The following is a 25870-nucleotide window of genomic DNA, read 5'->3' as shown; positions in this document are numbered from 1 at the left end:
CTCATGAACAACATTCCTCACAAAGGCAAAGTCTATCTCGTCGGCGCAGGTCCCGGCGATCCCAACCTGATCACCCTGCGCGGCAAATTCCTCCTCGAACGGGCGGAAGTGGTGGTTTATGACTATTTGGCCAACAAAAAGCTGCTCCAGCACGTGCCTGCGGCGGCGGAGCTGGTCTATGTCGGCAAAAAAGGCGGCGGCCTGCACGCGGCCTCGCAGGAGGAGATCAACCAGCTGCTGGTTGACTACGGCTTGGCCGGAAAGCGGGTGGTGCGGCTCAAAGGCGGCGACCCCTTTATTTTTGGACGCGGCGGCGAGGAAATTGAGGAGCTGGTCAAGGCGGGCATTGATTTCGAGGTGGTGCCGGGCGTGACTTCGGCTACAGCGGCGGCGACCTACGCGGGCATCCCGATCACGCACCGCAACTGCACGGCTTCAGTGGCTTTTGTCACCGGCCACGAGGCGGCGGGCAAGGAGCAGTCTGATGTGGCTTGGGACAAATTGGCCACCGGCGCAGGCACCCTTGTCATTTACATGGGCATCAAGAATTTGCCCAATATCAGCAAAAAGCTGATCGACAACGGCCGCTCGCCGGACACGCCGGTGGCTGTGGTGCGCTGGGCCTCGACTCCGCAGCAGCGGTCGGTGGTCGGCACTTTGGCGACCATCAGCGAGGTGGTGCAGGCGGCGAAAATCGCACCGCCTGCGCTGATCATCGTCGGCGAGGTGGTCAAACTGCGCGAGTCCATTGACTGGTTTGAGCATCGCCCGCTCTTCGGCAGGCGGATCATCGTCACCCGCACCCGCGAGCAGGCCAGTGAGCTGGTCTCCCGGCTGGAGGAATACGGTGCCGAGTGCTTGGAATATCCCACCATCCACATCGAGCCGGTTGAGGATTTCAGCGTGCTGGATCAGGCTCTTGCCGAGCTGGGCAGCTATGACTGGATTCTGCTCACCAGTCTGAATGCGGTCAGCTATTTCTTCAAACGGCTGCACGAAAAAGGCTTGGACAGCCGCGCCTTGGCTGGCTGCAAAATTGGCGTGGTGGGCGCGGCCACAGCGGACGAACTGGCCCGGCACGGCATCCGCGCCGACTTGATTCCGGCCAAATTCACTGGCGAAGGCTTGGCGCTGGCCCTGATTGAGGCGGGCGGCGTGCAGGGCAAACGCTTCCTGCTGCCCCGCGCCCTCAAGGCGGCGGAGACACTGCCGGAGCTGCTGGAGCAGGCCGGAGCGGGCGTGACCATCGCGCCGGTCTATCAGAACGTGCCGCCGCAAGGCCGCAAGGACGAGCTGAGAGCCGAACTGGGCAGTGGCACGGTTGACCTGATCACCTTCACCAGCTCCTCAACTGTGACCAACTTCTTGGCCATGCTTGATGTCAAGGATGCGGATGAGCTGCGGGCCTTGCTGGGCCGGACGCAAATCGCGGCCATCGGCCCGGTGACAGCGGAGACAGCGCGCGAGCACGGCCTGACCGTGACCGTGCAGCCGGAGCGGCACACCATCGCCGCGCTGGCCGAGGCGGTTGTCGCCCATTGCCGCCGGAGCTGAACCTGCCGTCATTGTGGTATAAAATATTTTGCGGACGGTACAGCTTTTTGCATTGTCATTTCAGCCGTCCGCAGCTATACTGAATACAGGAGACAGCGAACCGTTTCGGACGAGTTCCGAACCTTCTTCAGGAACTGTGAAAAATGACTCGAAAATACTGCACCTGCCTGCTGACGGCTTTAGTCAGCATCAGCGGTCCGGCTTGGGCGGCTGAACCCTCCGCGCCCTGCTCCGGCGGCAGCTGCGGAGACAATGCGGCGATCAGCAGCCTGCTGCTGGCGGCCGGCATGTATGGTTTGAACGGCGGCCCGGCGGCGCAGGGGCTTGATCTTTCGCTGAATGAGTCGGCGAAGAAATTCAAAGGCGTGTTCGCCGAGCAGGGAGAGCTTGACGGTCAGGACATCACGCTTTCCTACACCGGCTCGTCCGGGCGGCTGGGATTTTCTGCGGGCTATCTGTACACCGCCCCGGAGGAAAGCGGCTCTGTCCTGCTGGGATTAGATGCGCCGCACAGCCGGAGCCTTTTTCACGAAGAAAGCGAGAAGCCGTGGTACCTGACTTTCAACCTGTCCAAAGAATTCCAGATCAGCGAGAGCTTCGCGCTCGGTCTTGATTCGCGAACCATGCTGCTGGCTCCATCCCTCCTCCAACAGGAGGAAAGCGAGGCGCAGTCTCTTTGCCTGTCATTCAACCTGCCGGTCTCCTACGGCGGCCTGTTCACTGTAACCCCGGAGCTGCAATGGTCGCATTCTCTGGAAGCGGGCGGCGGCGCGGACACAGCGGCGGCGGCGGAGAAAAATCCGAACACCTTCTACGGCGGCATGTCGATCAGCTTTTCATACTGAATTCAGAACAAAAGCAGGCAATAAAAAAGGAGAGACGCGCGGCGTTTCTCCTTTTTTATTGCCAACGGCTCGCCGGTCTGAACTGAACGTTTTCCGCTTGCAGCAGAAAAAAGAAAAGCACCCGCGAAGGGTGCTTTTTCCGTCAAGGTCTTGAACAGTTTGCTTAGAAGTTGACGTTCAGACGGAGCAGGTGTGCGAAATAGGCATCCTCGGCAACACCGCCGCCGCTGGTCAGACTGGGGGTCAGATAACCGGCCTTGTAGCTCAGGCTGGCAGACTCGTTCAACGCGTAATCAATGATGCCGGAAACCTCAACAGCGCTGTCCAATGTCTCTGGCGCGTCGTTGTCAAAGTCCGCATAAAGCAGGTTGCCGGTCAGGCTGAGCCGGTCGCTGGCTTTGTAGTTGGCCACCAAGGCGCCGAAAAGCAGGTCGCCGCCGTCGCCGACCTTCATCACTTGGGTGGACAGCTCGCCGCCGACCATGACAAATCCAAAGTCGTTGTCAGCAACAAAACCGTCTTTGGTCGCGCCAACCAGCAAGGTCGGAGTGAACTGCGGACTCATCGCTTTAGTAGACAAACTCACGTAACCACCGATGCCGTCATCTTCAGTGCCCTGCACGTCAGCGGCCTTGTAGCCCAGCTCGGCATGGAAGCCGAAGTCGCAGCCCGCGTCGTCGTTGTTCAGGAAGACATCGGCGATGGCGCCAGATCTGTCTTTATTGTCCAGCAGCGCAGGCTCTCCGGTCTCAATGTCGATGCCGTTCATTTTTTCCCGCTGATCTTCATCGTAGCGGACATAGCCTGCCAGATTCCATGCGTTTTGCAGCTTTGCTTTGACAACAAGGCCGTATTCCATGAAATCATTGTCATCCCAAGCGTCAACCGATGTGCTTCCTTCTTTTTTCACGCCGACAAACGGGGTGATGCTCATGCTGCCAGGCTTTTTTATGTCGCCATGCGTGTAGGTGGCGAGCAGACGGGTCGGACGGATGTTCCAAGAGAAAAATTTGGAATAGTCAAGATTGACCCGGCCCGCCTTGATGGTCCAGTCGCCCAGCGGCGCGACTAAGTAGGCGTAGTCAACAGAGACTTCGGTGCGCTCCTCTCCGTTCCATGGAGCGTCATCCTCAAAACCGTAGCCGTCGAAATACAGCCGGGCTTTGGCCGAAACGCCCTGCGCTTTTGACAAGGCATCAAAATTCACACCGACGCGGGACTCAAAGAAATCATCATAGCCATTTGCGCTGTCAGCTGCGCGCTTGTAATCCTGCTTGCCGATGTAGGTCACGCGGGCATCGCCGCTGAGGTTCACTCCAGGCTCATCCACTCCGGGTTTGGCCTGCGCGGCGACTGTGCCGGCGAGCATCAGAGCAGTGCCGGCAACGAGCACTTTCTTCATAATCATCTCCTTTATTCTGTGTTGTACAGGTCAGCCCCAAACAAATTTTCACATCCTTATAAATACAAAATATGATACTTTCACGCAACAGTCAAGTTAAGTTTTTTGCTGCCATACAATTTTTTGCCCGCGCCGGACCCCGCGCTTGGCGGGCCGTCAGGCGCGGCCCGTGCAGTTTGCAAAAAAAAATCTCCATTTCAATACGATAGATTAAAGCGGCCAAATTTTTCCAAGCGGAAAAAATAAAATCCGCAAAAAACTATTGACAGCGTTTTGAATATGGGTAATTTTGCCGCAGTCGGTGCATAATAGGCTGCGGCGGCAGCAGCGGCAGCCGCTCTGTTTTCAATAAAATTTTCAAGCAATTGAACTGAAGGGAGAAAAAGAGCATGTGGGAAATTGAGATCAGCAAGGAAAAATGCATCGGCTGTGAGGAGTGCGTGGGCAGCTGCCCGGCAGGCGTTCTGGAGCTGGTTGACGGCAAAGCTGAGGCGGTCGAGCCGGATGAATGTCTGGGCTGCGAGACCTGCATGAGCGTCTGCGAAGCGGAAGCCATCACTGTCACAGAAATTTAAACAGCCTGCGGCCCCCTTTCTTCTCTTGCCGGAGCCGCCGCATGACTGTATAAAAGAGCAGCGAGGATGTTTTATCACAAAAGGGTTTTTCCTGAACCCGTCACCCAAGGAGAACGAAATGTTTGAAGTAGTCGTTGACAAGGACAAATGCACTGGTTGCGAAGAATGTGTTGGCAGCTGCCCTGCCTCCGTGCTGGAGCTGGTTGACGGGAAATCCGAGCCGGTGAACATGGACGAGTGCTTAGGCTGCGAGACCTGCGTGGAGGTCTGCGAGTTCGACGCGATCACTGTCACAGAAGTTTAAGGGCAGAGAACGACGGCTGAAGGAGCCGCTTCTGCGGCTCCTTTTTTTTCAGGCACTCCATCTGGCATGATGAAATCCAGCCCCGCGCCTCATTTTGAAATTTATCGCGCCTTGGCGAAAAGCAACTGCGGCCGCTGCCAGCTGCCCTCCTGCCTCGCCTTTGCCGCCGCCGCCGCGTCCGGCCAGAAGAATCTTGCTGACTGCCCCCTGCTTGACGCGGCAACGCGTGAGCGGCTGGCCGCCTGTCTCGCAGGCAGGCCAGAGCAGGAGCTGTATAAATTTACAAAAGACCTCAGTCAATTGGAGCGGCAGATTGCCGGACTGGATTTTGCTGCCGTCGCCCCGCGCATCGGCGGCCTCGTTCAAGACAGCAGGCTGACGCTCAAATCCTTGGGCAAAGAATTCGCCATTGACCAGCAAGGGCAGGTGCATTCGGAATGCCACCTCATCCCGTGGGTCAAGGCCCCGCTGCTGGCCTATGCCGCCAGCCCGCAGCATCAGCAGGTCACAGGCCGCTGGCTCAACTTCCGCGACCTGCCCGGCTGCATGGAGCGCGGCAATCTCTTTGCCAGCCGCTGCGAACGCCTGCTGAAAGAGCTGGCCGACCAGCATCCCGGCCTGCTCCGCGATTTGGCCGAGCTGTTTCAAGGCGAAGAGGCTACAGGCTTTGCCGCCGACACCGCCCTGATCCTCCGTCCGCTGCCGCATTTTCCCGTGCTCATCTGCTGGCAGGCGCCGGAAGGTGATCTGGACTCCTCGCTGACCATCCTCTTTGATACATGCTGCGGGGTCAATCTGCCCGCGCAGATGACTCTTTCCCTCTGCATCGGTCTGGTGCATATGTTCAGCCGCATCGCCGCCCTGCATAACTAACCGCCGCTGGTGGTTGCAGCGGAGAATCTCAGCCTCCCGATACCATGCACAAGATACTCGTCACCGGCGCAGCCGGGTTCATCGGCCACAATCTGTCCAAACGCCTGCTTGCGGCGGGCCGCACCGTGGTTGGCTTGGACAACCTCAACGACTACTACGATCCCAACCTGAAGAAAGCGCGGCTGGCCGAGCTGCTGGCCTTCCCCGGCTTCCGTCATGCCTATTTCGACATGGCCGACCGCGACAAGATGGCCCGGCTCTTTGCCGAAGAGCAGTTCGACGCGGTGGTCAACTTGGCTGCGCAGGCAGGCGTGCGCTACTCGCTGATCAACCCGCATTCCTATGTGGACACCAACATCGTCGGCTTCCTCAATGTGCTGGAAGGATGCAGGCACAACAAGGTCAAGCACCTGCTCTACGCCTCGTCCAGCTCGGTCTATGGCGCGAACACCGCCATGCCGTTCTCGGTGCATGACAACGTTGACCACCCGGTGTCCCTCTACGCGGCCTCGAAGAAGGCGAACGAGCTGATGGCGCACAGCTACAGCCATCTCTACGGAATGCCCTGCACCGGGCTGCGCTTCTTCACCGTCTATGGGCCGTGGGGCCGCCCGGACATGGCTCTGTTCCTCTTCACCAAAGCGATACTGGAGGGCAAGCCGGTCAACATCTTCAACAACGGCGACATGGAGCGGGACTTCACCTACATCGACGACATTGTCGAGGGTGTCTTCCGCCTGATTGATCACCTGCCTGTGCCCAACCCGGCTTGGAGCGGCGACGCGCCTGACTCTGCCACCAGCTACTGCCCGTGGCGGCTGTACAACATCGGCAACAACGACAAGCAGAAGCTGCTGCACTACATTGATGTGCTGGAGGACTGTCTCGGCAAGAAGGCGATCCGCAACTACATGCCCATGCAGGCGGGCGACGTGCGGGCGACCTACGCCAATGTGGACGACTTAGTGCGGGAGATCGGCTTCAAGCCGCAGACCAGCATTGAGGAGGGCATCAGCAGGTTTGTGACCTGGTACCGCAGCTATTACGGCCAGTAAGGCTCACTGGCTCCTGACCGCCCGGATGTCGCCTGCCAGCTTGGGCCGCCAGCGCAGGCCGCCGCCCTTGTAACCCCGACAGCGCACCAGATACACGCGGCGCAGTTCCTCGCTGCCAAACCACGGCGAGCTGCGCCGCTGGATGATGACCTCCTCCGGCGCAACCTCCTCAAAGACCTCCCGCAGCACCGCATCCATGCCCTTGTGCTCATGCACGCCGACCGCGTCCATACCGATGAGCGGCTCCTCCTCGAACCAGAAATCATAGACATTTGGCCGCGACCAGCGGTTGATGCTCACAGTCCGGGGCTGGCCCGGCATGTAAAAGGCAAGCTCGCTGGCAAACTGGTAGCGGAGACCGAAGATGAAAGTCTGCTCTGGCCGGGGCATCTTCTGCCGTGCCAGCTCAAGCCGCTGCGCCAGCGCGTCCCAGCCCACAGTCTCCTGGGCGATGCGGTCCCATTTGGCGGGAACCGGCAGCGCAGGCTGGATGAGCTGGAGCAGCAAAGCCGCTGACATCACTGCTGCCACGCCAATGCCAAATCGCCACAAACGCTGCCTGCCATACAAAGCCGCAGCAAGGAGCAGGCCGGTGAGATACGCAGGTGCGGGCCAGTTGCCGTAGATGCGTCCGTGCAAGGACAGCAGCAGAAAGGCAGCAAAGCCGGGCAGCGAGAGCCAGAGCAGGAAGCGCGTCCGTTCCAGCGGCAGCGGACTGCGCCAGCCGCGCAGCCAAGCGGCGATGAGGAAGAGAAAGACGAAAGGCGAGAGCAGCCCGGCCTGACTGCCGAGGAATTCCCAGAGATAGCGCAGCGTGAACTCGCTCGCCTCGCCGCTCACACCGCCTTGGAAGAGCACATGCCGGAACGTCACCCAGCCGTTGCGGGCGTTCCAGAGCACGACCGGGGCAAAGAGGAGCAGACCGGCGAGCAGGCCGATCCACGGCTGGCGTGTCAGCAGCGCGGCACGCCGTTCGCGGCTGAAGAGCAGGAAGGCGAAGAGCGAGGCCGGAAAGAGGAGCATGGTGTATTTCGACAGCAGTCCGAGGCCGAAGCACAGCCCGGTTGCCAGCCAATCGCGCTGCCGTCCGCTCTCAATCGCCACAGCGGCGCAATAGCAGGCCGCTGCCCAGCAGGGCAGGAGCAGCCCGTCTGGCGTGGCGATGAGTGCCGAGCCGTTCATGAGCAGCAGCGACTGACTGAGCAGCGCGGCTTGCACGGCAGTCCGCCACGAGAACCAACGGGCGGCGAGCAGACAGAGATACACGGATGCCGCGCTCATGCCGATGATCGTGGGCAAGCGCACGGCAAACTCGGTCTGGCCGAAGAGCCGCGTTGCCAGCCAGATCGTCCAGGCGATCATGGGCGGGTGGTCGTGATAGCCGATGTCGAGATACCGGCTCCACTGCCAGTAGTTGGCTTCGTCGGGCGTGAGAAGGAACTGGCCACTGATCAGCAGGCGCAGCGCAAGGCCGAGCGCGAGGATCAGCCAGACCTGACGGCGGGCGGTGTGCTCATTCATTTCTGCGTGCTGTTGTATGATTGGTTCAAGGTGCGGCGCCAGCAGAGTGCAACGGTGAGCACCAGCATGGTGGCTCATCGGGAGTCAGCATGGTGACTCGGCAAGTACCAGCATGGTGACTCGGCACGTATCAGCATGGTGATACCCAGAGTACCAGCATGGTGACACCCGATGCCGGAGCAGGCTCACGGCGCATTCCCGCAGGAGGCAGTTCGCAAACCGCACTTACCCCCGCCGCGCTGCCCGCAGCCGAGTCAATGTCTTGCGCCATGTCTCCACGGAAGGATGATCTATCTTCTCTGCAAGCTGCACGGCAAGGCTGATGTGTTCCTCCGCCGCAGCAAAGTCGCCGATGTCTTCATAGGTGAGGCCGATGTTCCAGCGCGACTCTGCTTCTCTGGCCCTGTCACCAAGCTGCTGGCATATCGCCAAGTCTTGTTCATGATATTTTAATGCCTTGGCAGGACTGCTCTGCGCACGGTAGATGACGGCAATATTGTTCAGCGTTGTTCCTTCCAATATCTTACACCCAAGTTCCTGTGCGATAGTCAGGCACTGATCATAACACGACAAAGCCTGGTCGTAATCGCCCTGTTCCCAATAAAGCAGGCCAATATTATTCAGGGTCACACCTTCCCCTTCTCTGTCGCCAAACTTCCGTTGTATGCTCAGACTCTTCACATAACGCTGCAAGGCTTGTCCACAGGTACTCTGTCGTCGATAAATTTCGTCAATACCAGTTAGAGTTGCGCTTACTCCCTTCCTGTTGCCTATCTTGTAATTTATCGATAGGCTTTGGTCAAACCATTCCAATGCCTTCTCATATTCGCCGCGCTTCCAGTAGGTGTAGCCAAGACTGTTCAAATGCCAGCCTTCATCTTTATGGTCGCCAGCCTGCTTGGCCGCATCTAAGCCCATCTCAAGGGCAGCCAGTCGCTCTGTCCACCAGCCCTGCCGGTCTAAGTAGTCGCTAATTGCCCCCACCAGCAGTTTCACCTCCTGCCACAGTTTGCTGGCAAGACAGCTCTCCATCAGCCGAAGGCAGTGCGCCCGTTCTGCATCAAGGCGGACGTAACCCTTCACGCCTTCTTCGCTTGCAGTATAGCAGAAGACCATGTACCACTCTGCCAGCCGCTCAAGGCTCTCCGTGCTCAGGGCCAGCTCTTCGCGGGCGTAGGTATGAATGAGCGCGTGGCTTGTCTGCCAGCGTTCCGCCTTCCTTTCCAGCAGGCCGTAATTGACCAGCTCGCCCAAGGCATCAGCACTGCGCAGCTCATCGCCATCAAGAATGGCGGCCACTGGCTCGCGGGCCAGCGGCGCAAAGGCCAAGCAGCCTGCCAGCCCCAGCGCAAGCCGGGCATCATCGCTCACCTGCGCCACGCTGCGCCGGAGCAGCAAGGCGGCATTCTCCTGCCCGTGCTCGCCCTTGCCCAGCCGTTTGAAAGGCTGCTGCCGGAGAAAGCGCAGGTAGGCTGCCGCGCTCTCGCCCGTTGTGCTGCAATAGCGGCCCGCAATCCGCAGGGCCACCGGCCAGCCGCCCAGCAGCTTGCAGATGGCCTGCACGGTCGTGGTATCAGCCGCAGTAGGGACACGGCATGCCGTGTCCCTACTGTATAGAAGAAAGACATCTTTTGCGGGCTGCTCATCCAGCGGCTTCAGCTCCAGCAGCTCATCCGGCGCATCCTCCTTCTTCCTGCTGGTGATCAGCACCCCGCACGCCCCGCGCAGCCGCAGCACCGCAGGCAGGTCGCCAGCCTCTTCCGCACCATCCAAGATGAGCAAGGCCTGCTTGCTGGCCATCAGGCGGAACGCGGCGGCAAAACTGGTGTCCTGCTGCTCTTCGTCATAACTGCGCACGATGTGGGCAAAGGCGAGGCTGACATCCTCCTGCCCATAGAACGAGTGGAAGATGATGCCGTCCGGGAAGAGGGCAGGAGCTTCCTTGCCGGGAGCCAGCGTCCAGACCGCCTGCGCGGCCAGCGCGGTCTTGCCCATGCCGCCGGGGCCGCAGAGCGTGACTGCCCGGCCCGGCTGGAGCGCGTCCAGCAGTTCCTTCAGCTCCGTGTCCCTGCCGGTGAAATGCTCGGCCTTGGGAGGACGTTGCAGGGGGATGCCTTGGGCAGTGCGGGGATAGTGCTGGTGCAGATGCTCAATGCGGACATCGCCAGTGCCTGCGATGATGCAGCCGTTGCCAGCAGAAGTCTGCTCGACGCAGCCGCTGTTGTTCTGCTGGCCGATGGAGTGGTCGCCTTGGGCGATGCTCTGACCACCGCCCTTGCTGTCGAACTGATTCATGGCTGTCCTTCCTTCTGGATGAGGAGCGCGGAAACAGCCCTATGGTACCCTGCGCTCTCTGCCAGAACAAGAGGGAAGCCTCATTTGTTCAGCAGCAGCTTGTACACAGGAAGGAAGCCCCTGCCGTCCGCGCCGCTTTCTTCAGCAAAGCGGGCGGTCACGGCGCAGTCAGCAGTGACCGGCCCGGTGGTGTAGCTGCCGCCGCTGAGTGCGCCGCCGCAGCCGCTCACCGAGCTGATCCGCCAGCCGCTGGACGGCGTGACCGTGAAGCTGGCTGTTGCGCCGTGCGCCACGGTCTGCGGCGTGTCCGGGCTGATGCTGCCGCCCGCGCCCGCAGAGGGAGTCACCGTCCAAGTTGTGACTGCCGCCGTCCGGTAGTTGGCCATCTCCACCCTGGTCTGGTTGATGGTGCGGGCGTTGTCCGCGCTGTTGCTGGCCGTATATGGCACGCCAAGAGCCTCGCCGCTGTACTGAAGGTCCGGGTTGGAGAAATACAGCACACGCGGGCAGCGGTCAGGGCAATCGTAGGCCATGACGGTGCGGAAGGTTGCCGAAGGACTCTGGTAGCCGTAGGAGTAGTCGAAACGGCCCGCCGAGCCGGCGTTGGCGCGGTCATGGGCGCAGCCGAGGTTATGTCCTATTTCATGCACATAGGTGGTGTCCGGGCAGTAGGATCTGCTGCCGTCCGTCTTGTCGCCGACATGCACCACAGCATAGGCATACCGGGGCGAGGAGCTGCGCAGCACCCAGGCAAGGCCGCAGCCCTCATCCACGAATCGGCGCAGCAGCACAACCTGATCGGCTCCATAGGTGGTGCGCAGCGCTTCAACACCGGAAAACACGCCGAGATTGTCGGTCAGATCATCGAGCGCCTCATTCATGCCGCTTAGGGAATCATCAGGATATGTCACCATCGCCGCGTGAACCAGATTGAACTGGGTGCTGACTGCGCTGTTGCTGAAGACTAAGTTGCTCTGATCAATTACATTCTGAATGAGCGTGTTGATCTGGCTGCCCGGATGCGCCGCCGCCAGCCCGTTGGTGTACAGCACCATCACGTCAATGCGGGAGCCGTCCTCAGCTGCTGCGGCTGCGCTGGCAGGCGCTGAGGCCGACGATGACGCAGGCGGCGGCAGCAGCGCGTCATCCTGCAATGGTGTTTCCTGCGCCGGATCAAGCTGCCTGACCCGCACTTGGCTGCCCTCAGGGGCAATCGCCACCGCGCCGAACGGGCCGAAGACCTGCCCATAAATATGGTCAGGTGCCAGCGTCAGCAAGGCGGAGAGCTGGCCGCTGGCATCAACGCCCCGCCACGTCAGGTTCCCTGCCCGGATCAGCCGTTCGGTCTGCTGAAACTCCACCTCCCGGCCATTCACCGGCAGCGTCACGCTGAAACTCCCGCTCTGCCGAAGCTGCGCCGCTGTCTCCTTATTGAGGGCATACAGCGCGCTGCCCGGCTCTGCGGCATCCGCCGCCGCATCCTCGGCCAGCGGCAGCAGCAGCGGCGCGGCCTGCGCTCCGGCGGCTATAAAAACAACAAGGGCAAACAGTCCTGCCCGCAGCATCATGTCAGCAAAATTTTTGCTTTTCATATTATGCTCCTGAGATAAATTTTGATTAATCGTACATTCTGCCGCTGCGCTTATTGCAGAAGCAGAAGCCACGGCATTGCCGACGACTGTGCAGAAGGAGGCTGCGTTTCAGCGCGGATAAGCACTGCCGATTTGAATGGTGCAAGCGTGACAGAGCCTTGCTGTCCGCTCAAGGTGGCGTAGCCAGTCGGCACGGTGCAGGTTTTGCTGGCAAAGGTTTTGTTGACCAGCAGGACGGAATCGCTCTGAATCCCATGCAAGGCCGCATTGTCGAAGACTATCTTCGTCTTTTCCTTGGGTTGAACCATAACTTCCTGAAGGACGAAGTTGTCAATCCAGATCTGCTGGTCATTGCCGTCTTTGACATGAAATATCGGCTGCTCGCTCATGTCCATCCGTGCTTTGAACATCAGACGGTGATGCTGCCGTGCCGATTTGAATTGAAAGCGGTATTCTGGAATCAGCCGTGTCCACACCCCATCAATCATACTGGCGATGGAAAGTTCATAGATCGTTCTGCCGCTGGCATAGGAGTCAAACTCCATTCTGTAAATTTTATCCTTTACGAAAGATACCGTATTCTTGAGCTGAAAATAGGTCGGCGCGACAGTTGCGTCCTCTTTGACAAAGCTCTTCGAGCCAGTTTTGCTGGTGTCGCTGCTGCATTTGCCGCCGGAGAAAATAGAGGTGTTTGTCCACTGATTTGTATTCTCGCAGCTTTCAAAGTCATCTTCAGCCAATGTTGAGACCAGAGAGGACACGGAGAACTGCGGAACTTTTGCAGAATTGCTTGTCGAATTGAGATCAAGTGTGCCGTTAAAATGACGGAATGAGTCGATATCATAGCCGCCATTATAAAAAATGTAGCTTTCTGAGCAAAGCGAGCCGTATTTGTTCCGGTCAACCGCAAGATTGGTGAAGGAGCCGGACAGCTCAAGCCCCTTGTGATCAGCATAAGTTCCTGCACCGATGACGATATTATCGCCATTGAAGATGATGTTGTCTTCAATGCTGATGCCGCTGCCGCCTTTCTTGGCCTGAATTTGCACTTCGTTGCCGTAGCTGACATTGCCGCTGATTTGGTAATCCGCTCCTTCCTGAATCATGATGCCGATATCTCTGGCATAAGCTGCCGTGTTGCCGCTGATGACATTGCCTTGAATTCCAGCGTAGTCAAATATGCCCATGCCGTAGGAGCCGTGCTTTGATGTCTTGTCATTGCCGGTGTAGCCATTGGCGCCGTCGTTGATGTTGCCATAAACACCAATTATGATGTTGTTAAGAATACGCATGTTGCTGCCGCGCAAAACAATTGCGCCGCCGTCATTGATGTGCAGCAGAGATCCTTGAATAAAATTCTTTTCCACAAGGGCATTTGTCGTGCCGATTTCTATTCCTGAATAGGATGAATTGACAATAGTGTTGCCAGAAATAGTCAATACGCCATCGTTCAGACTATTTATGCCCTTGCCTTGGGTCAGAGCGGCACTGAAACTGCCGTAAGTTGGATACATGCCGTTGTTGGAGATGATATTCTCCGCAACAAGGATGTTTTCGTGCTTGGCAATATTGATACCGGTTTCAAAGGAACCGTCAATATGATTGCCGCGCAGCTCGCTGTCATTTGCATTGTAGATATAAACGCCTTGGCCGCAGTGCTGCGTTGCAACATTGGCAAGCAATATCTGGTTCGAGCTGTTAATATTGACGCAGTTGCCAATATATTGTTTAAAGGAAAGATCTTTAACTGAAGTCTGATGCTGCTGCCAGTATATATTGATACCCGTGTCATGGGTCATACCCTCAGCCAGACTGGCACTGATATTCGTATCTTGCGGCGGATAAAAAAATATCTTTTTATGCAGCGGATCATAAAACCACTCGCCGGGATAGTCCAGTTCCTCAATCTTGTTGTCTAAGAAATAACCCCAGCCTTTGACCGGATACCACGGCGTACTGACGCTTTCAGTAGTGATGATGCCGCTGCTATAGCCTGTCACCTGCCGCACCGAATACTGCCAGCTGTACGTTCTCGCCCGCAAGGTCGCGCCGGTCCAATAGCCAGCGGTGTTGCTGCGGCCAGCAAGATGCGTGTCATAAAAGCTGTAGTCTCCTGTTTTTTCAGTGATGTTCAGCCAGTTGACCTGCTCCGGCCCGGCAACATTTGGATAGCGGGCTATGGTCATCAGCTTGCGGTTGAAAAAGAGATGGCGGACGCCGTTGCCGCCGTCTGTGCCGCCAAAGACCGCGCCGCTTAAATCCGCTTCATAGACCTGTCCTCGAACGGCGGCGGCAATCCGGCTGTCCGCTGTTTTCTGCCAGCCGCTGATGACAATGCTGCCAAGAAAGAGCGGGCGGGTTCCGGCGCCGTATGCGCCGAATTTGGTGTTGAGCTTGTCGCTCTTCCGGCTGATGAAGCCCCGAAACTGGTCGCCGCGCTTGAACAAATATATGGAATTGTCTGCTTTGTGGGCGTTGCAGGCGGCCAAATCCCACGGCGAATCGGGAGAGAGGCCGCTGTTGCCGCTTTTTCCTGACGCGGAGATGTAATACACCGTTTCTCCGGCAGCCGCGCTGAAGCTCTCGCCGCTGAAAATTGCCGCGTCGTCAAGCCGGATGTCATGGTTGACAAAATCCTCCCATTTTGTCGGCTCATTGATGACTGAAGCGGCAAAAGCCGCCTGAGAAGACAGCAGCCCTATGGTGACACAGAACATTATTGTTGCTTTCATCTCCGCCTCTCCGTAAAATTTTTGACCTTTTTCAAGGTCGTCTTATTGATTATAAAACTTTCAGAGGGAGAAATCCAGACAGGGATCTGGCAGTGCGGCAGGAAAGAAGGAGATACGCCCGCCTCTGGAACAAGGCGGGGAAGAACGGAGAGCGTTATCGCAGGACAATGCCTGCGTCTGCGGCGGCCTCGCCGGCATTGCGGACAAAGATGTCGGCGAACGCGTCAATCTCGCCAAGCCCGGATGCGGCGGCCTGCACCTCGAAGCCGTTCCGCTCAAGGACATTTTTCCAAGAGTCGTCCTCCGGCCCGGTCATGTCATTGACCGCATGGTCTCCAGCCACAACCATGCAGGGCTTGAGCAGCACTTTTTTCGCGCCGAAGCGCCGCAGCTCAGCGGTCACATCAGCCAAGGCGGGATAGCCTTCAACATTGCCGATCAGCGTGAGCACGTCCGGATGCAGCCTGCGCATCCGCTCGGCCAGCTCCAAATAGGAGCCGGAAGAAGGAAAATGCTCATTGCCGTGGCCCATATAGACCAGCGCGGCCTTTTCCTGCCTGGCCAGCTCGGCATCGGCTGCCAAGGCCGTTGCCGCCGCCATGATGTCCTCGTGATAAGGATGGGCGACACCGTAGGTGCCCAAGGCCGGACGGCCCAAAACAACCTTGTGGAACGGCTTGTATTTCGCCTTCTTGACCGTGCCCATCCGCATCAGGCCGTCAACAAAGGTGCCGAGATCAAGATACTCCTCGCCCATTGCGACATGAGTCGGCTGGAGTATGATGGTGTCATGGCCCTGATCTTGCAGGTCGGCGATGGTCGCCAGCACTGTCCTGACCTCAAGAATCTCCGCCGGAATTTCAGGATGCTCCTTGATGTAATCCGGATCAGCGGCCCGCTGCTGCCATTTTTTGCGGATGATGTTGGAGGTGAAGGCGATCCGCACCGGGGTTTCCGGATAACGCGCCCGCATCCTGCCGCTGATGTTCAGCAGGCCCTTGAGGGCCGGTTCCACCGTGGTGCCGAACATCGCCAGCACGATGGCGTTCTTATGCTTCATGCTCTTTTTTTCTTGATCCGGGAATTTTGAAAACAGCAAAGCCGGAGACGCTGCCCGCGCCTCCGGCTTGATGCCGCGCCAGCCTGCTTTGCTGCTCAGTAGCCGTAGCCGTATGGCATCATGCTGGGCATCATATTCTGCATCATCATGTTCTGCATATTCTGCATATTGGGCATCATCATATTCTGCTGCATCGGCATCATCCCATTGGAGTAGCCGCCGCCGTACATGCCTTGATTGCCCGGCATTCCGCCGTTGTATGGGTCATAATATCCCCCGCCGTATCCGCCTGATGAGCCATACATCGGCAGCGGCAGCGGCACGTTGGGGAAGTTCGGGTTGTTCATGATCCCTGCCTGCATATAGGCCATTTGCCGCCCTTTGATCGGCGCGCTGACCATCGGAATCATGGCTGGCATCATCGCGCTCTGGAAGCGGTAGGGGAAGTTCCACGGCTGAATCTGGCTGATCATACTCTGCACCGCGCCCGGCTGCACCATCGGCCTGAACGTGGCCTGGCCCATCCGGGAAATGTCGCCGACCCGGTTCATCATGATCGAGTCGCGAACGCTGTTCCTGATCTGGTTGATCGACGACATGCCGTTGCCCAGCTGGGCCAGATTCTGATTGGCCATGTTTGCCGCGCCGTTGTAGCGCTGCTGCTGCGGCAGCCGTTGGATGCCCTGCTGCACCACCTGCCGCAGATCCAGCATCGGCATTCCGCCGCCGCCGTTCATGCCGCCGCTGGGATAACCGCCCATGCCGCCGGGATAGCTTCCGCCCATATTGCTGTAGTTGTTGGCCAGCGAGTTGGGATCAACGGGCATGGAGAAACCGCCGCTCATCATCGGATTGAAGCCGCCGGTATTGTTCATCATGCCCATGTTGCCCGGAACCGGGTTCATGCCCATGCCGCCCATGTTCCCTGCACCGGGGACGCTGTCGTCACTGAACGTTCCCATGCCCATGCCGCCGGGCGCGCCGCCTGCCCAAGAAGCCGCTCCGGCCAGAAAGGCGCTGGCCAGCGTCAGAGCGATTTTCAGTGTCACTGTTTTTTTCATTTGTTCTCTCCTCGCTTTTTGAATAAAAATCAAATTCAGTTTTCCTTGCCTCCCTCAGCCGGAGCGGCTCCACTTAAAGATAGCAAGTTTGAGCGGCTTTGTAAAATTTTTTTTACCCCCCTCGGTGCCGGGCAAAAAAAAGCCGGAACTGCCTTAGCTGACAGTTCCGGCAACGGATCAGGCCGTCAAACCGGCATCACATGCCGTTCATCAGCCGCTGCGGGTCGATAAAGTTCGGATCCATCACGCCCTGCTGCATCTGCTGCATCTGCTGGGTCTTGATCTGATTCGGAACAGAACCGCCCATGCCAACGCTTCCCGGCATGCCCGGCACGTTGGGGAACTCGGCACTGGTGATGTTCTCCTGCATGAAGTTGATCTGCGGCATTTTGATCTGGTTGCTAACCTGGCCGACGATGACCGGCATCATCTTGCTCTTGAACTTGTTCGGCAGCTCCCAAGGCCGGATGTTGCTGATGATGGTCTGCACCATCTGCGGCTGAATGTTGCTCCGGTACAGGTTCGGGGCCATGGCGGAGATATTCTTGTAGCGGTCCATCATGATGGTGTCGCGCACTTTCTCTCTGATCTGGCTGGCTGCTGCGGATCCCTGCTGAAGCAGGGCCAAGTTGTCCTGCGTCATCTGATTGGCCAGCTGGTCGCGCTGCTGCTGCGGCATGTTCTGCACCGCCTGCTCAATCATCTGGCGGATGTCCAGCACTGGCGCGGGCGAAGACAGCGCGGCCTGATCGGCCTCCGGGGAGAACAAGGTGTCCATTTTCACATTGCTGCTCACCTGCTGGTTGACACCGGACATCATGCTGCTGGCCATGCTGGCGGCGATGCTGCTGGCCATGCCGGACATGGGGTTGCTGCCCTGCGCCCAAGCCGAGCCTGCGGCAAGCATAAGTCCAAGACCCACTGTCCATTTGATAGCTGCTGTTTTCACTTTTTTCTCCTCCTCGTGTTGAAAAAGCCGCCCGCACCACGCGGACGGACACCTCTCTGCAATCCTGTCAGCCCCGATTTTCGCGCATCAGCTCAGTATTGCTGCGCAACTGATGCGAGTGTTATAGCCCGCCCGCCCGCTTTTTGCAAGCATTTTTCCAGCCTGTGTACAATTTTTTTTACCGGCAGGCAGGGCAGCCCGGCGCCATCACAGAGAGAATGTGGAAAATATACCATTATTTCATGCTGTTGTTTTAAAAAAGATTTTTTAAACAGCACTGTTCGCCTGAAAAAGAAAAAAGCCGCTCCTGCCGGGGCGGCTCTCCTTATATGTCTCTGCTGCGAAAGCAGGCAGCCTGCTTTTACTTGTTTTGGCTCTGCCCGCCAGCCATGCCCGGCACATTGGGGAAGGACGGATCACGGATGCCCTCCTGCATTTGCTGGAGCTGAATATCCTTGATCTGACCGCTGACCTGCGAGACGATCTGCGGCATCATCACCTGTTTGAACCGGTCAGGAAACTCCCACGGCCTCATGTTGCCGATCACCACCTGCACCATCTGCGGCTGGATGTTCTGACGGTAGGCTGTGGAGGCGTACTGATACATGTTGTTCATCATTTTGCCCGGCAGCTCGTTCCTGAGCGGCATGGCGGCGTACTGCTGCCGCATGGTGTCCTGCTGCATCTGCCGTATCATCTCGTCAACGGTTTGCAGGGTCTGCGGGTCAAAGTCCAGCGCGCCGACCGGCGCGGCGGCGAGAATCAGCCCGGCGGCTGCTCCCAGCAGCTGCCGCCGGGCGGTGGTTTTCAGCCTTTTCATTGCAACCCTCTCTATGGAAGAATCTTGATGTGCGCCGCGCTGAAAATCTTCTGCGGTCGGACCTGCCGTCCGCGCAGAACCTGCTGACATGCGCAAGCCGCTATTCCAGCATACAAAACACCGTAGCACCCGCCGCCGCAGAAGTCAAGCCCGCACATCATCGGCGGCGGCCTGCAAAAGGCGAGGCCGGAGAAGCTGAAAGCCTCGTCCGGCCCCGCCGATATCGAAACTGCCTGAATCAAAGGCAGATCATGAGCCTGGCAGAGGAACCGGCCTCTCAACCATCCGGTTCATCAGGCCGTTTCTGGTGGAGTTCATGTTCACTTCCATCATCACCGGCTGAATCTGGTTCATCAGAATCATCTTCGAGGAGAATTCCTGCATCATCTTGCCGCGCATCTGGTTCTTCAGCGGAGCCTGCGGATACAGTTCAGATATTGTCCGCTGCTGCATCTGCACAATTATCTGATTAATCATCTTTGTGATTTCATCAGGAACTTCAAAGGCGAACACCTGAGATGAAGACATTGCAAATCCAAAAGCTGCGGCAGCAAGAATTATTCTCTTGGAAATCTTTTTGGTCATATTCATGATTTTCTCCTCCGTTTTTCGTTGTGAGCGGCAGTCCTCTTACAACCCGTCTGGCATTTTTCCGCTCTTTTCCTCTCCTCTATAAAAACAGGTTATCAAAAAAACTCAGCTCGTGTCAAGGGTGCGAGGCTGTTTTTTTTAGCGGCGGGATGAAAAAGACAACGTGTCGGGACGGAACTCAGAGATGCCGGAGAGGAAAAGGACAACGCGGCGGGGACAGGGCAAAAAAAAAGAGATGCCGCCTTGCAGGCGGCATCTCTTTCTGCATTGCAGCCGTCTGTTTTTGCAGAACCGGCTGAGATCCAGAATAATTTATCTGGTCTGCATGATCTGCATCTGCTGCGGTTTGATCTGATTGCGCATTTTCTCCATCATGACCGGCTGGATCGCGCCCTGCATGAAATTCTGCGGGGTGCGCTCTGCCATCATCTTGCTCATCATCTGCGGCTTGAGCAGCATGGCGGAGTAATTTTTCTGAATCATCTCCTGCTGCATCTGGAGCAGAGCCTGGTCAACAGTCTGCAAGGTTGTCGGATCAATGCTTAAATTTGCACCACCCTGCTGCATCTGCGCGGAAGCTGAACCAGCGAACATCAAAGCCGCCGCTGCCATTCCCAGTGCGCATTTCATTGTCAAACCTTTCATTTTCTACCTCCTCCTCTTGATGAAATAGATGGACAGGAGAAAATCCCTGTCCGTTGCCGCCTGAACGCAAACTGTTCACGCCCGGGCTAATGCCGTGCCCGGCCCACACGCCCGGCGCAGCGCATTATTTGGTATCATCCTATCGCCTTTTCCTCCGTTTGTACATCTTTTCCTGACTGAAACAGAGCAAAAGTACATTTATCTGAACATACTCTATGCAATACGACAAAACGCGGTGTTTGTCAAGAGCCGCCGGTCAGAATTTCACCGACCTGGAGTCATCATCATCGGCCTGCGTCCCTGCGAGCCGCCCACAGTTCCGGCGGATTCGCCCAGCTCGGTGAAGAGCTGCATGTCCCGTCCGTTGTTGCTGCTGACGATGTTGTTCTCCATGACCGCTTTGGCCAGAATTTCGTGCGGATAACCGGTGACAACTCCGCCGCTGCGGCTCCCGTCCGCCTGCGCGTTGCCGGTGACAGAGTTCCCCTGCACAAAAATATCGCTCCGGTTGAGCGAGGAGATGAACACGCCCGCCCTGCGGTTGCCGCTCACCACGTTGCCGCTCACCCTGAGGCGGCTGCCTGCCGCGCCGAGCAGGGCGGCCCCTTCTGTGCCCGGATTGACTGCGATGCCGACAATGTTGTCGCGGATCTCGTTGCCCTCAATCACCGGATAAGCCTCCTCGCGCACGCCGATGCCGATGTAGTTGCCGTAAATGACGTTCTTGCCAAGCACCGGGCTGGCCAGACCGCGCACGCCGATGCCAGTCACCTTGTTGCCGTAGATGTCGTTGTGATAAATCTGTCCGGACGCGCCAAGGCCGTTGCTCACGCCGATGGCGTTGTCATAAATGTGATTGTTGTGAATCTTGGTGTCCTTGGTGAAATTCTTCTGACCATGAATGCCCACGCCCACGTGCTTGTTGCCGGTGATATGATTGCCGACGATCTCCGGCGAGCAGTTGAGGATCTGGATGCCGTGGCCGTACTGGCCCGCGCCGCCGCCCGTGACGGTGAAGCCTTGAATGCGGCCTGCCGCCGTGTTGTCCAGATAGCAGACAAAGACCGCCGCCTCGTCGGCCTTCCTGCCGCCGCCGTCAATGACCGGATTGCCCACGCCGATCAGATTGACCGCCTTGTCCACAATGATGTTTTCTTTGTAAATGCCGGACTGGACAATCACGTCCTCGCCCGCCTCGGCGGCATCCAATGCGGTCTGGATGGTGGGATATTCATCCGGCACCGACCGGCGGCCCGGCACCTGGCTCTCCTTGGTGCAAAAATGAACCGTGTCCGGCGCGCTGGTCTTTCTGCCGTTGGCCACGGTCAGGCGCACAGTGTAGCAGCCGGGCGCGTCCGCGACAAAGGTCGGCCTCTCCGCAGCGGGATCAGAAAGCACGGTCTGACTGGCCGCAGGCTTCCTGACAATCAGCCAAGAGTAGGTCAGTTCGCCGCCGTTCTGCTTGTTTTTGTCGTAAGCTGAAAGCTGCACGGTTTTTCCCAGCGGAGCAGGATCCTGCGGCTTGGCGATTTTGGCAGTCGGCGGCTTGTCCGGGTCCGCCGTCACAGTCAGCGTCACCGGCGCGCCGCGCAGGCCCCAGCGGTCGCTGACTGTGAGCTGGACAGCATATTGTCCGCCTCGGTCTGCTGTGAACTGGCAGGCGCCGTCCTTCTGCGGCTGAAGCGCAGCCAAACTCTGCATCGGCCTGCCGAGCAGCCGCCAGTCATAGCTGATCGCATCGCCGTTGGGATCAATGCTTGCCGCGCCGTTGAGCGTCACCTTGTCTCCGGCGTAAACCGGCTCCTTCAGCGGCTCGATCTGCGCCTGGGGCGGCTGATTGGGCGGCCTGTTCTCGGCCACAGTGTGCGGCCCGCCGTAGGCACCCATGTCATTGCGGTCCGCGCCGAGCGAGGGGCCGAAATTTTTATCATTGAACAGCGGCGCCGGATCGCCGCCGTCAATGGCGGGCGAGCCGGACCGCAGGCGGTAGTCGTGCTGGGCCGGATTGACAAAAAGCGGGTCGCCAAGGACATTTTTGCTTTTCTCCAGCGTGACTTCGTCCTCGTAGCCGCCGAACTGGAGGCGGATGTACCAGAGAAAGTCCGGGTAGAAGCCGTCCGCCCGGTTGTTGCCGTAAAGCAGGTTGTAGCTGTAGCCGCCGCCGAAGGATTTGATGCCCGCCTCGCCGTTGTTGGCCACGATGTTGTTTTTGATCTCAGGATTTTTCCGCGCCGCAGTTCTGTCAGCCGGCTCAGCCACGGAAATTCCGGCCAGCCCGTTGTCGGCCACGGTGTTGTTGACCAGCAGCATCTCGGTCAAGCCGCAGCGGATGCCGGCCTCGCCGTTCTTGTAGATCAGATTGTTGGCCGCCATGCCGCTGGAGAAGGCGACGTTGATGCCCGCCTTTCTGTTGCTGTGCACCGCATTGTTGACAATCTCCACCTTGGAGGGCAGCTCGCCGCCGGTGTTGACTCCGGCCCAGAGATTGTGGCTGATCAGATTGCCTTGAATCTGGGCCGCGCTGCCGTCCTCCAGGAAAATGCCTGCCTTGCCGTTGGCGGCGATGATATTGCCTGTGACCAGCATCTGGCAGGTGCGGGCATAGATGCCTGCGGCCTTGTTGCCGGTGATGATGCAGTTCCGCACGGTGAAGGAGGAGGAGGAGTCGCAGTACACGCCTGGCCCGACATCAGCGTCCGGCATCATCATCGGCGGGCCGCCGCCGGTGATGACAAAACCGTCCACCGCCGCCTTGTCCGCGCCAAAGAGAACGTAGCCGCCCCGCGCGCTGCCGTCGATGACCGTGCTGTGCCTGGAAACATCACGCTCGGTGAACTGCCCGTTCCAGCCGCCCTCTAAGGTCACGCCCGGACTGAGGATGACGTTTTCGCTGTAGGTTCCGGCGGCGACCCGGACCGTGTCGCCGGGCGCGGCGGCACCCATCGCCACGCTGATGGCCGGATGCTGCTGGCTCGGCACCAGCAGAATTTTGGCGGCGGCAGAGCCGGGAAGGCCGCAGCAGGCGGCGAGCAGCAGCGCAGGCAGGCAATGCCGGAAAAAACGGTCAGCCATTTTTTTTGTTCGCGTTGACGTGATTGGAAACAGGACGGATTGGAACAGCCCGGAAGTCCGGCCCTCATCCTATACAGCAAAATGAGCAAAATGGACAGGGCCAGATGGAGAAAAATACGGGCGGCGTGGAGGAAGGCTGGACGGATGCCTGCCCTATCTCTTTGAATTGACAAAACTAACAATTTTTCAGCACGAATTGCCGCAGAAAAAACTTGTGCAAAATTTCGTTTTCGGCTAAATATTGCGTTCACTGCACCTGTAGCTCATCTGGATAGAGCATCGGACTACGAATCCGGGGGTGGCAGGTTCGAATCCTGCCAGGTGCGCCAAAGAAAATTCAGGGACTTGCTGCTGTTATTGCGGCAAGTCCCTTTTTCTTTTTTTGGCAGTCTTCAAGGCGTAGTGGCTTTCTGCCAAGACGTGAGACACACTGCCGCAAAGCAAACAGGAAAAAAATGAACTCGGTATAAAGGGCAAAAGGCTTAAATCCGGATGGGACAATGCAACATTGGCAGGACTGCAAAAGGTATGCGTTTGCCCTATGCAGCGATCTGAAAACATCAGCCCCGGCAGTTGGAAAAATCAGCGTGCAAAAGAGCAAGGGCGGACTTTCATCCGCCCTTGTACCCGCAGAAAGCCATCACTTCTTCCCAAATACCAGCCCTTCTCCTCCCCGATCCACCACAATCCTGTCCCCTTCACCAAACATCCCTTCCAGCAGCTCCAAAGCCAGCGGATCTTCAATCTGCCGTTGAATAGCCCGCTTCAAAGGCCGAGCACCGTAGGCTGGATCATAACCGCTTTCCACCAAGAAGATCTTGGCCGCCTCGGTCAATTCGACAAAGAGCTTGCGTTCGGCCAGACGTTTTGCCATTCGGGCAATCTGGATGTCCACAATTTGAAGCAAGTCCTCGCGGCGCAGGCCGTGGAAGGTGAGTCAGGCAAAAGCTAAACGGCGGCCTTTGGGAACGGGAATCGGCTCATTGCATTCTTCGGCAGTTTTGAGCCACAAGTTCATTGCCTCTTTAACATTTGCCAAAGCCGAGTCGTATGTGTCGCCGTGCGCCATGCAGCCAGGAAGCTCTGGGATATCGGCAATAAATGCCATGTCCTCATCGCTCCAGTAAATAATAACTTCATATTTAGCGATCATTTTGTTCTCCAAGCCGGTATTTCAGGATGAGATTACGAATCTGTCTGACCTGATACGGTTTCGCCTTACTGCCGTCTTTCTGTAAATTCGGCTTTTCCTCGATGCCATCTTTCCGAAAAATGTGGTGGCGGCCAGAGAAGCGCAATTCAAAACCTAAGTAAAGCAGCAGGTTGACTAACTCTGAGAATGAAATATTGGCATCGCTTTTCCCCCATAGAATTTGCAAGAGGAGCTTTTCGTGTTTGTTCATAAGGATTCAACGGTTATATTTGATCCAGAACGGCTCTAATGCGTCAAGTCAGTTCCACCCTGATCTGCTCCTGCCCTTTGCGGGCATCAGCAATGGCGTTCAGCTCCATGTCTTCAAGCTGGTCAAGCAGTTCTTCTCATAGGCCCGCGCTGGAACGCAGTAAAAAGCCGGTTTATTGCGGTTCAAAATCCACCATAATCTTTCCTTCGTGACTGGTTAAAGACCCTCAGAACAATTTTCATGGTACGCTGCTCCCGTCAGTCTGTCAAAACAAAAGAAAGGTTTATGGCCAACATGTTGTTTTTTTAAAAGCAATAATTATTTTCTTTTTCCTTGACAAAAGCGCATGGGGGGGGGGTAAGGTTTTGTCTACCTTTTAAATTTTCTTTTTCACAGGAGAAAGATATGAAAACTATTCGTGAGAGCTGGCTGATCGGAATATTGACCATGCTGCTCTTGGCAGTTGCCGGAGCAGTTTCAGCGCAAACCACAATCTATCCTTCAGATCCGTTGACTTCCGGGCAGGCGGTGAACGGCTCAGTGGGGTTGAGTAGCTGGAAGAACTACAAAATTACAGCATCATCTTCCCATACGCAGCTGAAAGTTGAACTCACCAACCTGTCTGCGGATGTTGATCTCTATGTGCGGAAGGACTATTCGCCCACGGTGAGCGCGTACACGTGCAGGCCCTATAATGGAGGCACTGCTTCAGAAAGCTGCACATTGACAATCAGCGGCGGAGCGACTTGGTATATCGGTGTGCAGGGCTATCAAGCGGGCAGCTTCACCATGAAAGCCACGCTGTCAGGCGGCACAACCATTTACCCTGCCGACCCACTGACCTCCGGCCAGGCAGTGAGCGGCTCGGTCGGTTTGAACAGCTGGAAAAACTACAAAATCACCTCGTCCTCATCCGACACACAGCTCAAGGTTGACATGACCGGACTGTCAGCGGACGTAGATTTGTATGTGCGGAAAGACGCTTCACCCACGTCGCAGGCTTTCACATGCAGGCCGTATTCCGGCGGAACGACATCGGAAAGCTGCACTTTGCCGAACAGCGGCAGCGCGACATGGTACATCAGCGTGTACGGCTATCAGGCGGGTAGTTTCAGCATCAAAGCGACGCTGTCGGGAAGCACACCGCCCCCATCAACCATCACAACGCTGACCTCCGGACAGGCGGTCTCCGGTTCGGCAGCGTACAATGAATGGAAGAAGTACAAAATCACCTCATCCTCGACTGACACCCAGCTCAAAGTTGACATGACCGGCCTGTCAGCAGACGTGGACCTGTATGTCCAAAAAGGCGCGGAGCCTACCTCATCCTCCTATTTATGCAGGCCGTATTCCGGCGGAACGACATCGGAAAGCTGCACATTGCCGAACAGCGGCAGCGCGACATGGTACATCAGCGTGTACGGCTTTGCAGCGGGAAGCTACAATCTCAAGGCGACCCTGTCGGGAAGCACGCCGCCCCCATCAACCATCACAACGCTGACATCCGGCCAGGCGGTCTCT

General features: G+C 57.5%; 22 protein-coding genes, 1 tRNA gene and 1 pseudogene. 8 read left to right on the top strand and 16 right to left on the bottom strand.

Annotation, left to right across the window (positions count from 1 at the left end; all coding sequences use genetic code 11):
• Window positions 1–3: 3 nt before the first annotated feature.
• Complete coding sequence (gene cobA, locus ACNKH3_RS10450; protein WP_420209198.1) at window positions 4–1554, top strand: uroporphyrinogen-III C-methyltransferase; 1551 nt, start codon at window positions 4–6, stop codon at window positions 1552–1554.
• Window positions 1555–1697: 143 nt separating this feature from the next.
• The gene (locus ACNKH3_RS10445) at window positions 1698–2399 is read left to right on the top strand and encodes a hypothetical protein (protein ID WP_420209197.1); all 702 of its coding nucleotides are present in this window, start codon (window positions 1698–1700) and stop codon (window positions 2397–2399) included.
• Between the two features lie 163 nt (window positions 2400–2562).
• Here the strand turns inward: ACNKH3_RS10445 and ACNKH3_RS10440 are convergent, their stop codons facing one another.
• The gene (locus ACNKH3_RS10440) at window positions 2563–3801 is read right to left on the bottom strand and encodes a hypothetical protein (protein WP_420209196.1); all 1239 of its coding nucleotides are present in this window, start codon (window positions 3799–3801) and stop codon (window positions 2563–2565) included.
• A 389-nt stretch (window positions 3802–4190) separates the two neighbouring features.
• Between ACNKH3_RS10440 and ACNKH3_RS10435 the strand changes: the two genes are divergently transcribed.
• The 4 genes from ACNKH3_RS10435 (at window position 4191) to ACNKH3_RS10420 (ending at window position 6608) form a co-directional block, all read left to right on the top strand.
• Window positions 4191–4376 carry an ATP-binding protein gene (locus ACNKH3_RS10435; RefSeq protein ID WP_417915919.1) on the top strand — a complete coding sequence of 62 codons (186 nt, stop codon included), beginning with the start codon at window positions 4191–4193 and terminating at the stop codon, window positions 4374–4376.
• 118 nt (window positions 4377–4494) lie between these two features.
• Entirely contained in the window at window positions 4495–4680 is a 186-nt protein-coding gene (locus tag ACNKH3_RS10430) for an indolepyruvate ferredoxin oxidoreductase subunit alpha (RefSeq protein ID WP_417915918.1), read from the top strand.
• Between the two features lie 66 nt (window positions 4681–4746).
• Window positions 4747–5553: a DUF3786 domain-containing protein gene (locus ACNKH3_RS10425; protein ID WP_420209195.1), complete on the top strand. Its 807-nt coding sequence runs from the start codon at window positions 4747–4749 to the stop codon at window positions 5551–5553.
• Window positions 5554–5597: 44 nt separating this feature from the next.
• Entirely contained in the window at window positions 5598–6608 is a 1011-nt protein-coding gene (locus ACNKH3_RS10420; protein ID WP_417915916.1) for an NAD-dependent epimerase, read from the top strand.
• Window positions 6609–6611: 3 nt separating this feature from the next.
• Here ACNKH3_RS10420 and ACNKH3_RS10415 read toward each other — a convergent pair whose 3' ends face one another.
• The 11 genes from ACNKH3_RS10415 to ACNKH3_RS10365 form a co-directional block, all read right to left on the bottom strand.
• Window positions 6612–8129, bottom strand: coding sequence for a glycosyltransferase family 39 protein (locus ACNKH3_RS10415; protein ID WP_420209194.1), 1518 nt, complete (start codon window positions 8127–8129; stop codon window positions 6612–6614).
• A gap of 225 nt (window positions 8130–8354) precedes the next feature.
• Complete coding sequence (locus ACNKH3_RS10410) at window positions 8355–10424, bottom strand: tetratricopeptide repeat protein (RefSeq protein ID WP_420209193.1); 2070 nt, start codon at window positions 10422–10424, stop codon at window positions 8355–8357.
• A gap of 80 nt (window positions 10425–10504) precedes the next feature.
• A complete protein-coding gene (locus ACNKH3_RS10405) occupies window positions 10505–12016 on the bottom strand; it encodes a M12 family metallo-peptidase (protein WP_420209192.1) in 1512 nt (503 codons plus the stop codon).
• Window positions 12017–12066: 50 nt separating this feature from the next.
• Window positions 12067–14748, bottom strand: coding sequence for a NosD domain-containing protein (locus ACNKH3_RS10400; RefSeq protein ID WP_420209191.1), 2682 nt, complete (start codon window positions 14746–14748; stop codon window positions 12067–12069).
• Window positions 14749–14902: 154 nt separating this feature from the next.
• On the bottom strand, window positions 14903–15808 hold the full coding sequence (locus ACNKH3_RS10395; protein ID WP_420209190.1) for a sirohydrochlorin cobaltochelatase: 906 nt from the start codon (window positions 15806–15808) through the stop codon (window positions 14903–14905).
• A gap of 95 nt (window positions 15809–15903) precedes the next feature.
• Window positions 15904–16869: a hypothetical protein gene (locus ACNKH3_RS10390; protein ID WP_420209189.1), complete on the bottom strand. Its 966-nt coding sequence runs from the start codon at window positions 16867–16869 to the stop codon at window positions 15904–15906.
• A gap of 196 nt (window positions 16870–17065) precedes the next feature.
• The gene (locus tag ACNKH3_RS10385) at window positions 17066–17818 is read right to left on the bottom strand and encodes a hypothetical protein (protein ID WP_420209188.1); all 753 of its coding nucleotides are present in this window, start codon (window positions 17816–17818) and stop codon (window positions 17066–17068) included.
• 361 nt (window positions 17819–18179) lie between these two features.
• Window positions 18180–18638: a hypothetical protein gene (locus tag ACNKH3_RS10380; protein ID WP_420209187.1), complete on the bottom strand. Its 459-nt coding sequence runs from the start codon at window positions 18636–18638 to the stop codon at window positions 18180–18182.
• A 249-nt stretch (window positions 18639–18887) separates the two neighbouring features.
• Entirely contained in the window at window positions 18888–19115 is a 228-nt protein-coding gene (locus tag ACNKH3_RS10375; protein WP_420209186.1) for a hypothetical protein, read from the bottom strand.
• 426 nt (window positions 19116–19541) lie between these two features.
• On the bottom strand, window positions 19542–19874 hold the full coding sequence (locus ACNKH3_RS10370; protein ID WP_420209185.1) for a hypothetical protein: 333 nt from the start codon (window positions 19872–19874) through the stop codon (window positions 19542–19544).
• Between the two features lie 264 nt (window positions 19875–20138).
• Window positions 20139–22946, bottom strand: coding sequence for a right-handed parallel beta-helix repeat-containing protein (locus ACNKH3_RS10365; protein ID WP_420209184.1), 2808 nt, complete (start codon window positions 22944–22946; stop codon window positions 20139–20141).
• A gap of 252 nt (window positions 22947–23198) precedes the next feature.
• Here ACNKH3_RS10365 and ACNKH3_RS10360 point away from each other — a divergent pair.
• Window positions 23199–23275, top strand: a tRNA-Arg gene (locus ACNKH3_RS10360).
• 311 nt (window positions 23276–23586) lie between these two features.
• On the opposite strand, the gene ACNKH3_RS10355 is transcribed toward ACNKH3_RS10360, so the two are convergent.
• The 4 genes and pseudogenes from ACNKH3_RS10355 to ACNKH3_RS10340 form a co-directional block, all read right to left on the bottom strand.
• Window positions 23587–23868 (bottom strand): hypothetical protein, encoded by a 282-nt coding sequence (locus ACNKH3_RS10355; protein ID WP_420209304.1) that lies wholly within the window; start codon window positions 23866–23868, stop codon window positions 23587–23589.
• A 15-nt stretch (window positions 23869–23883) separates the two neighbouring features.
• Window positions 23884–24096, bottom strand: coding sequence for a type II toxin-antitoxin system HicB family antitoxin (locus tag ACNKH3_RS10350; protein WP_420209303.1), 213 nt, complete (start codon window positions 24094–24096; stop codon window positions 23884–23886).
• Entirely contained in the window at window positions 24089–24349 is a 261-nt protein-coding gene (locus ACNKH3_RS10345; RefSeq protein WP_420209183.1) for a type II toxin-antitoxin system HicA family toxin, read from the bottom strand. The genes ACNKH3_RS10350 and ACNKH3_RS10345 overlap by 8 nt, the downstream gene beginning before the upstream one ends.
• A gap of 43 nt (window positions 24350–24392) precedes the next feature.
• A pseudogene (locus ACNKH3_RS10340) lies at window positions 24393–24538 on the bottom strand (plasmid stabilization protein); the annotation flags it as partial.
• Between the two features lie 216 nt (window positions 24539–24754).
• Between ACNKH3_RS10340 and ACNKH3_RS10335 the strand changes: the two are divergent.
• Window positions 24755–25870 (top strand): PPC domain-containing protein (locus ACNKH3_RS10335; RefSeq protein ID WP_420209182.1); only part of this gene is annotated, 1116 nt, incomplete at its 3' end.

The organism is Candidatus Electronema sp. JC, assembly GCF_048287365.2.
Classification (GTDB): Bacteria; Desulfobacterota; Desulfobulbia; order Desulfobulbales; family Desulfobulbaceae; genus Electronema.
Note: the sequence above shows the minus strand (reverse complement) of the source record. Positions and strands in the feature narration are given on the sequence as shown.